The sequence below is a fragment of the Colwellia sp. E2M01 genome, from assembly GCF_018860585.1.
GTDB lineage: Bacteria > Pseudomonadota > Gammaproteobacteria > Enterobacterales > Alteromonadaceae > Colwellia.
The window spans coordinates 1-7376 of the sequence record NZ_JAHKPR010000041.1; the positions used below are offsets into that span (position 1 = coordinate 1).

The following is a 7376-nucleotide window of genomic DNA, read 5'->3' on the forward strand; positions in this document are numbered from 1 at the left end:
TTTTTATTAGGTATTCGCCCTTTGGGAGCTTGCTCGATGCACATTAACATCGTTAAATTTATTTGATTTAGAATGACTAGACCTAAACAAATTCGCCTTGTTATTGCACATCGAACATAGCTCTGAGTTGGGAAGAAATTTAATCAGATTGGTATAAATATAATCAATTTGTGTAGTTTACTAGACGTTACAATAAAAAAGCCTTAATTATGTTAAATAATTAAGGCTTTTTATCAATTGATTAGTAAAGTTATTTACTAGTCTTGAGACAGACTGTAAACATAAGCACTAATTAAATGTACTTTTTCTTCACCTAGAATGTCTTTCCATGGAGGCATAATACCAGCACGGCCATTACGAATAGATTCTTCAATCACTCGTTTTGAGCCGCCGTATAACCAAATATTATCGGTTAAATTAGGTGCGCCCATTGGTGTACCCATAGCTAAACTTCCTTGGCCATTAGGACCATGACAACCAGCACAGATTGCAAATTTTCCTTTACCTGCTTTCGCAAGTTCAGGATCCACAGAACGACCACTTAAGCTAATTACATAAGCTGCAACTTCTTTAACACCTTGTTCACCACCTAATGTACTTGACCAAGCCATCATGCCTGATGCTTTACGACCATTCATGATTGTTTCTTTGATGGTTTCAGGACTACCGCCATATAACCAGTCTTTATCAGCTAGATTAGGGAAACCTGTTGTTCCGTGAGCATCAGAACCATGACATTGTGCACAGTTTTGAATAAACAAACGTTGACCTACTTTTAATGCTTCATCATCAGTGGCCAAGTCTTTAATGTCACGCGCAGCGTAAGCTTCAAAGATAGGACCAAATTTAGCTTCAGCAGCGGCAACTTCACGATCATATTGTACTAAAACACCAGAGTCCTTGTCTAAATACTCTAATGTTTTAGCTTTAGATTCAGCAAGGTTTAAAATACCTTGGTTTGAGCTTTTCCAGCCTAAAAGACCAGTCCAACTACCTAAACCATAAAAAGCAATATAACCAAAAGCCCAAATGATAGTTAATAAGAAAAAGGTACTCCACCACTTAGGTAAAGGGTTATTTAACTCTTCAATACCGTCAAAGCTATGACCCATTGATTCGCCTTCTTCAACACCGGCAAAGTTTTTTAAGCACATACGTAGTAATAAGAATATTACTACTAATAAACCAAGGGTAAGTACCCAAATCCAAATATTCCAGAAGCTAGACATTATTATTCGTCTCCTGTTTGCTATCTTTATTTATAGCCTGGTTATTATCAGCAGCAGTTACATTATCCTCTTCAAGAATAGAGTTTGCAATTTCATCAAATGAAGCTCTACGTTTTTTTGAATAAGACCAAATAACAATGATAATAAACAGTGCCAATATAAGGAGGGCAAAAAGCCCTCTAAGTGTTCCGTAATCCATAACTTTTCCTTCAGGTACGGCGCTTACTTCAGTGCGTGACCAAGCGATTGTAAGTAGGCAACTAAAGCACTCATTTCAGTTTTACCTTCAACTTCTGCTTTTGCACCAGCAATATACTCTTCTGAATAAAGCGGAATATCATTACCATCTTCATCTTTAAAACGACGATTTTTAGTTAACTCATTAAATACAGATAACTTTTTAGCAATTAATTCGCCATCAAGTGTATTGGTATTTAACCAGTTATAAGCAGGCATGTTTGACTCTGGAACTACTGAACGAGGATCAGTTAAATGGGCAATATGCCAATCGTCACTATAACGGCCGCCAACACGAGCTAAATCTGGCCCTGTACGCTTCGAGCCCCATAAAAATGGATGTTCCCACACACTTTCACCCGCTACGCTGTAATGACCGTAACGCTCTGTTTCTGCGCGAAATGGACGGATCATTTGGCTATGACAGTTACTACAACCTTCGCGGATGTATATATCACGTCCTTCCATTTGCAACGCTGTGTAAGGCTTTAAGTTATCAACCGGTGTATTGGTTTCTTTTTGAAAGAACAATGGTGTAATTTCAACTAACCCACCGATACTGATAGCCATAACGGTGAAAAGAAAAAACAAGCCAACGTTCTTTTCAACTTTCTCATGTGAATTTTTCATGTGGCCTCCTTAAGCTGCATCTATAGGCTTAAGACTATTGTCTTTAGCATAGATTGTTTTAAACATGTTATAAGCCATTAAAATAAAGCCGCTTACAACGAGAACACCACCTAAGAAACGGATAAAGTAGAATGGGTATGATGCGGTTAGACTCTCAACAAAGCTGTAAGTTAAGGTTCCGTCGCTATTTACCGCGCGCCACATTAAACCTTGCATTACACCTGAAATCCACATTGCTACGATATAAAGTACAACACCTGCAGTGTGTAACCAGAAATGCACGTTGATAAGGCGAATGCTGTACATACGGCCTTGGTTAAATAACACAGGAATTAAATGGTATAAAGCACCAATTGAAACCATAGCAACCCAGCCTAAAGCACCTGAGTGTACATGACCAACAGTCCAGTCAGTGTAATGAGATAAAGCATTCACTGATTTTATTGCCATCATTGGACCTTCAAAAGTAGACATACCATAGAAAGATAATGAAACAATTAAAAAACGTAAGATAGGATCTGTACGAAGTTTATGCCATGCGCCAGAAAGTGTCATAATACCGTTGATCATACCACCCCAAGAAGGAAGGAATAAAACGATAGACATTACCATACCTACTGATTGTGCCCAGTCAGGTAATGCAGTGTAATGTAAATGATGAGGACCAGCCCAAATATATAAAGAAACTAATGCCCAAAAGTGAACAATAGATAAACGGTAAGAGTAAACAGGGCGTTCAGCTTGTTTAGGTACAAAGTAATACATCATACCTAAGAAACCAGCAGTTAATAAGAAACCAACGGCATTATGTCCATACCACCACTGCATCATCGCATCGATAGCACCAGGGTAGATAGAGTATGATTTCATTGCTGAAACAGGAAGCACCATTGAGTTACCAATGTGTAATACCGCAACGGTTGCGATAAAACCACCAAAGAACCAGTTAGCAACGTAAATATGAGATACCTTACGTTTAACTAAAGTTCCAAAGAAAACAATAGCATACGAAACCCAAACCACGGCAATCAAAATATCGATTGGCCATTCTAACTCAGCATATTCTTTAGTTGATGTGTAACCTAAAGGTAGGCTAATAATTGCAGAAAGAATAACCGCTTGCCAGCCCCAAAAAGTAAAAGCAGCTAGTTTGCCACCAAAGAGTGTTGTTTTACAGGTACGTTGCACAACATAATAAGAGGTCGCAAATAATGCACTTGTACCAAAAGCGAAAATTACCGCATTAGTATGAAGTGGACGAAGACGGGAGTAGGTTAACCAAGGTGTTTCAAAATTTAATGCAGGCCAAATTAATTGCGCTGCAATAAGTACACCTAAGAAGGTACCAACGATTCCCCAGATTACAGTCATTACAGTAAATTGACGAACAACATTAAAGTTGTAGTCTACTGCTGACGTATTACTTGTGGTCATGTTAAGGATTCCGCAGAGTTATTATTAAACAGGACAGTATTATTGTTTGAATATCTATCAAGAACGCTTAGATAAAAGGCACAATTAATACTCATTCTATGTATTTGCTCATTGAGCTTGTAGATATTTCACATCAGTGTAAATAAATGTTTCATATTCGTCGTAATTTTAACTCTTGCGCTAGAGATAAATCAACCGCTATAGACGTTTAAATTAGATGTAAATCAATAAAGTGTTTTATTATGTCGTTATAAATGAAGAAGAGAGAACTTAAATCTTAATAAATATTCAACAAATTATAAAAACTAAAAATATGCTGTTACAGATAAATTTAGTATCTAACATCTTTGGGCTAGTAACATAAGCTAGTAAAGTCGTCCGAGCTAATAGATAATAAATAACTTTCGTTTTAGTTTAGTCTGTTAATTTTGAATAAGAGGTTTAACCGTGTTAATTAAGTTTCCCCTTGCAACGTTATTTCTCTTAGTAATGTTTGCGTGTTCTGCTTGTAATCCAGTGGGTGAACAAAAAACAAACACTCATGTGAGTGAATTATTACCGCAATGTATTAGCAGTCAAAGTCAATGTGATATAGTCACTGAAATAGGGAGCTTTAATGTGAAATTCGCACAAGTTCGCCCTAATAATGAAGTCGTTAATGATATTAAAACAGAATCACCTTTTGTAATTGAGTTATCTTTTTTAGCTACCCCATTAATAGAGAACATAGATAAAGAAGAGTCATTACCCGTTCAAGTTGATAAGCCAAATGTCACAATAAAAGCTCACCTTGAAGGTCGAGATATGTTTATGGGTAAAATACCTATTTTTTTTGAACAAAACTCAAAAAGTGACGTTGGAGAGAGGTATAGTGCTGAAAGTTTGTTAGGTAGTTGTAGTGAAGAGGAAATGATTTGGCGACTTTGGTTAACGGTTGAAAGAGAAGGAATGTCACAAACATTTTTTGTTGACTTTACTAGTCAGCGATCTTGATGATTGCTTGACGACATAAGCAGCAGCGGTAAATGATAAAGACTCATTTACCGCAATATTGAAGATATATTTTACTTATTTTGATTGAGTGTACTTAACTTGAATGACGATTAGATATTATTTGTCACATCAACGGAAAGCTTTAAGCGCTGGCCGGGCTGTAGATATTTATTTCTATTAAGGTTGTTCCATCGCTCTATATCCCTAATGCTCACATTGAATTTGTCAGCAATACGAGCAAACGAGTCACCGCTGCGCACTTTATAAGTAATGTTGCGCATTATTGCATTCTCAACATTATTACTTACTTGGCTGTTATTACTTGCTGTGTTACTTTTTTGCCAAATAACTAATTTTTGACCTACCTTTAATGTATCTCTTGGCGCAAAACCATTCCATTTAGCAATGCTTTTACTGTTTACTTTATATTTTCGGCCAATATCCCATAAGTTATCGCCTGAAGCTACAATATGAACAATTTTAACGCCTTTTTGCGGTCTGCTTTGTTTTTTGGCTATTCGTTGGCCTTGAGAAAAAATATAACTATCGAGTGATTTGGCCGCTACAGGTATCAGCAAGTATTTACCTGCTCTAATATTATTACCTTTAATATTATTTACTTTTTGTATTAAATCGACACGAGTATTAAATTTATTGGCTATAGCTCCTAAATTGTCACCGCTTTTAATTTTATAGCGCTCCCAAGCAAGGCGCTCTTTAGGAGTTAATTGACTTAGCCCTTGTGTAAATTGTTCAACAGTATGAGAAGGCAACAATAAGCGATGTGGTCCTTTAGGAGCAGTTGCCCAACGATTATAACCTGGATTTAAGCGTTGTAATTCAGCGAGCGTTAACCCAGAAAGAGTTGCCGCTTTGGCTAAATCAAGCTGAGATTCAATATCAACTTCAGACAGTACCGCTTTATTTTCAATGGGGTAGAGCGACAAGTTGAAATCTGCAGGGCGTTTAATTATATCAACAAGGGCAAGTAACTTGGGCACATAAGCGCGAGTTTCTTTTGGTAAATCAAGGGACCAAAAATCGGTAGCTTTACCTAAACGTTTATTTTTTCTAACGGCGTTACGTACACGGCCTTCGCCAGAATTATAAGCGGCTAATGCTAGCATCCAGTCGCCATCAAAAAATTTGTTTAAATATTTTAAGTAAGCTATAGCGCCTTGGGTAGAGGCTACAACATCACGTCGCCCGTCGTACCACCAATTTTGTTCCATACCAAAACGCTCACCAGTGGCAGGTACAAATTGCCACATACCCGAAGCGCGACCATGCGAATAAGCAAACGGGTCGAAAGCACTTTCAACTACAGGTAGCATTGTTAATTCTAAAGGCATATTGTTTTTTTCTAATTCTTCAACAATATAATAAAGAAAGGGCTCCGCGCGTTTAGCCACACGGGTAAGGTAACTTGGATGTTTTAAAAACCAATTTCGTTGAGAAATAATGCGAGGTTGTTCGGGAATATCAAACGTTAATTGGCTACGGATACGCGGCCAAATATTATCAGCATTATTTGTGTCATTTTTTAAGGTCTTATTTAAACTGAAATCGCCGTCGGCTACCGGATGAATTACATCAACACTTTCATCCGCTAAAAGTGCTTGGTTGATCTCTAATGGATCTGCGGTTTCTATTTCTTCTTCAACACCGAGTGTTGTGGCTGTTTCATCGTCACTTGGGGGAATACTTTGACAGCTAATTAATAGTAGAGTTAAAGGTAGAAAGGTTAATAATAAATACTTCATGAACAACCAATAAAATCGATGAGAATTAAAAACGATTTAGGAGACTATCATATTTTAAGGCTATCAAGCTAACTTATTGCTGATTTTTAAAAGCTAAAATGCGTTATTTGCTTTTTTAAAAATTATCTTTCCATGCCCTTATTACTGTAAAAACATCGACTTCACTCTGTACACTTGTATGGTTATTTGTAAATTTTTGTGCTGCATTTTTTATTGTTTGCGTATTACAACGTAAAAAAGGATTTATTGTTAACTCTAAAGCGATGTTACTTGGGATGGTGGCTTGGTGTTGTTGACGCTTATTTTTTACCGCTTCGACGTAAGTTTGTAACTCGTTATTCTCAGGATCAACCGCTAAAGCAAAAGTTAAATTTGCTTGGGTATATTCATGAGCGCAGTAAACTAAAGTGTTTGAAGGTAATTGGGCTAATTTTGTTAAGGAGTGATGCATTTGTTTAGGTGTACCTTCAAATACTCGCCCGCAACCGCCGGAAAACAAAGTGTCACCACAAAATAATATAGGTTGGGATTTACGACCACCATCTACAATACTTTCGTTGAAATAAGCGATATGTCCATGCGTATGCCCAGGTAAGTCAATTACCCTAAACTGACAATTAATAGAGGCTAAAGTGACTATGTCATTTTCTTTTAAAGTTATATCAAGCTGTTTAATACCATCATTGGCTGGACCATAAACAGTAACCGGCCATGCATTATCTTTAGCGTAGGCAAGTAACTTGGCAATGCCGCCAATATGGTCGTTATGATGATGCGTGATTAAAATACTTGATAGAACACTATTGTTTTTTTGTAAGTAAGCAATACAAACATCAGCATCACCTGGATCAACAATAGCTATTTCATTAGTATTTTGGTGTGAAATAACCCAAATGTAATTATCGTTAAAAGCGTTAATAACATTGACTGTTGGAGCTATTTCGGTCGAAGACGTATCTGACATAGAAGTTTACCTAGTTTTGTTAAATGTGAATTTGCATATTAATTACAACTAATACCAATTTGATTAAATTTCTTCCCAACTCAGAGCTATGCTCGATGTGCAATAACAAGGCGAATTTGTTTAGGT

Annotated in this window: 7 protein-coding genes; 1 reads left to right on the top strand and 6 read right to left on the bottom strand. The window is 36.8% G+C overall.

Annotation, left to right across the window (positions count from 1 at the left end; all coding sequences use genetic code 11):
- Positions 1 to 257: 257 nt before the first annotated feature.
- Genes ccoP through ccoN form a run of 4 tightly spaced genes read right to left on the bottom strand, consistent with a single transcriptional unit; the run spans position 258 to position 3530 of the window.
- Positions 258 to 1229: a cytochrome-c oxidase, cbb3-type subunit III gene (gene ccoP / locus KO502_RS08990; protein WP_216022246.1), complete on the bottom strand. Its 972-nt coding sequence runs from the start codon at positions 1227 to 1229 to the stop codon at positions 258 to 260.
- Complete coding sequence (locus KO502_RS08995) at positions 1222 to 1428, bottom strand: CcoQ/FixQ family Cbb3-type cytochrome c oxidase assembly chaperone (RefSeq protein ID WP_216022247.1); 207 nt, start codon at positions 1426 to 1428, stop codon at positions 1222 to 1224. Before KO502_RS08995 ends, ccoP begins: the two co-directional genes overlap by 8 nt.
- Before the next feature lie 23 nt (positions 1429 to 1451).
- Positions 1452 to 2096, bottom strand: coding sequence for a cytochrome-c oxidase, cbb3-type subunit II (gene ccoO, locus KO502_RS09000; RefSeq protein WP_216022248.1), 645 nt, complete (start codon positions 2094 to 2096; stop codon positions 1452 to 1454).
- 9 nt (positions 2097 to 2105) lie between these two features.
- On the bottom strand, positions 2106 to 3530 hold the full coding sequence (gene ccoN, locus KO502_RS09005) for a cytochrome-c oxidase, cbb3-type subunit I (protein ID WP_216022249.1): 1425 nt from the start codon (positions 3528 to 3530) through the stop codon (positions 2106 to 2108).
- A 447-nt stretch (positions 3531 to 3977) separates the two neighbouring features.
- Between ccoN and KO502_RS09010 the strand changes: the two genes are divergently transcribed.
- Positions 3978 to 4523, top strand: coding sequence for a hypothetical protein (locus tag KO502_RS09010; RefSeq protein ID WP_354668314.1), 546 nt, complete (start codon positions 3978 to 3980; stop codon positions 4521 to 4523).
- 110 nt (positions 4524 to 4633) lie between these two features.
- On the opposite strand, the gene KO502_RS09015 is transcribed toward KO502_RS09010, so the two are convergent.
- Positions 4634 to 6286 (bottom strand): LysM peptidoglycan-binding domain-containing protein, encoded by a 1653-nt coding sequence (locus KO502_RS09015; protein WP_216022250.1) that lies wholly within the window; start codon positions 6284 to 6286, stop codon positions 4634 to 4636.
- A gap of 115 nt (positions 6287 to 6401) precedes the next feature.
- Complete coding sequence (gene gloB, locus KO502_RS09020) at positions 6402 to 7250, bottom strand: hydroxyacylglutathione hydrolase (protein ID WP_216022251.1); 849 nt, start codon at positions 7248 to 7250, stop codon at positions 6402 to 6404.
- Positions 7251 to 7376: the final 126 nt, after the last annotated feature.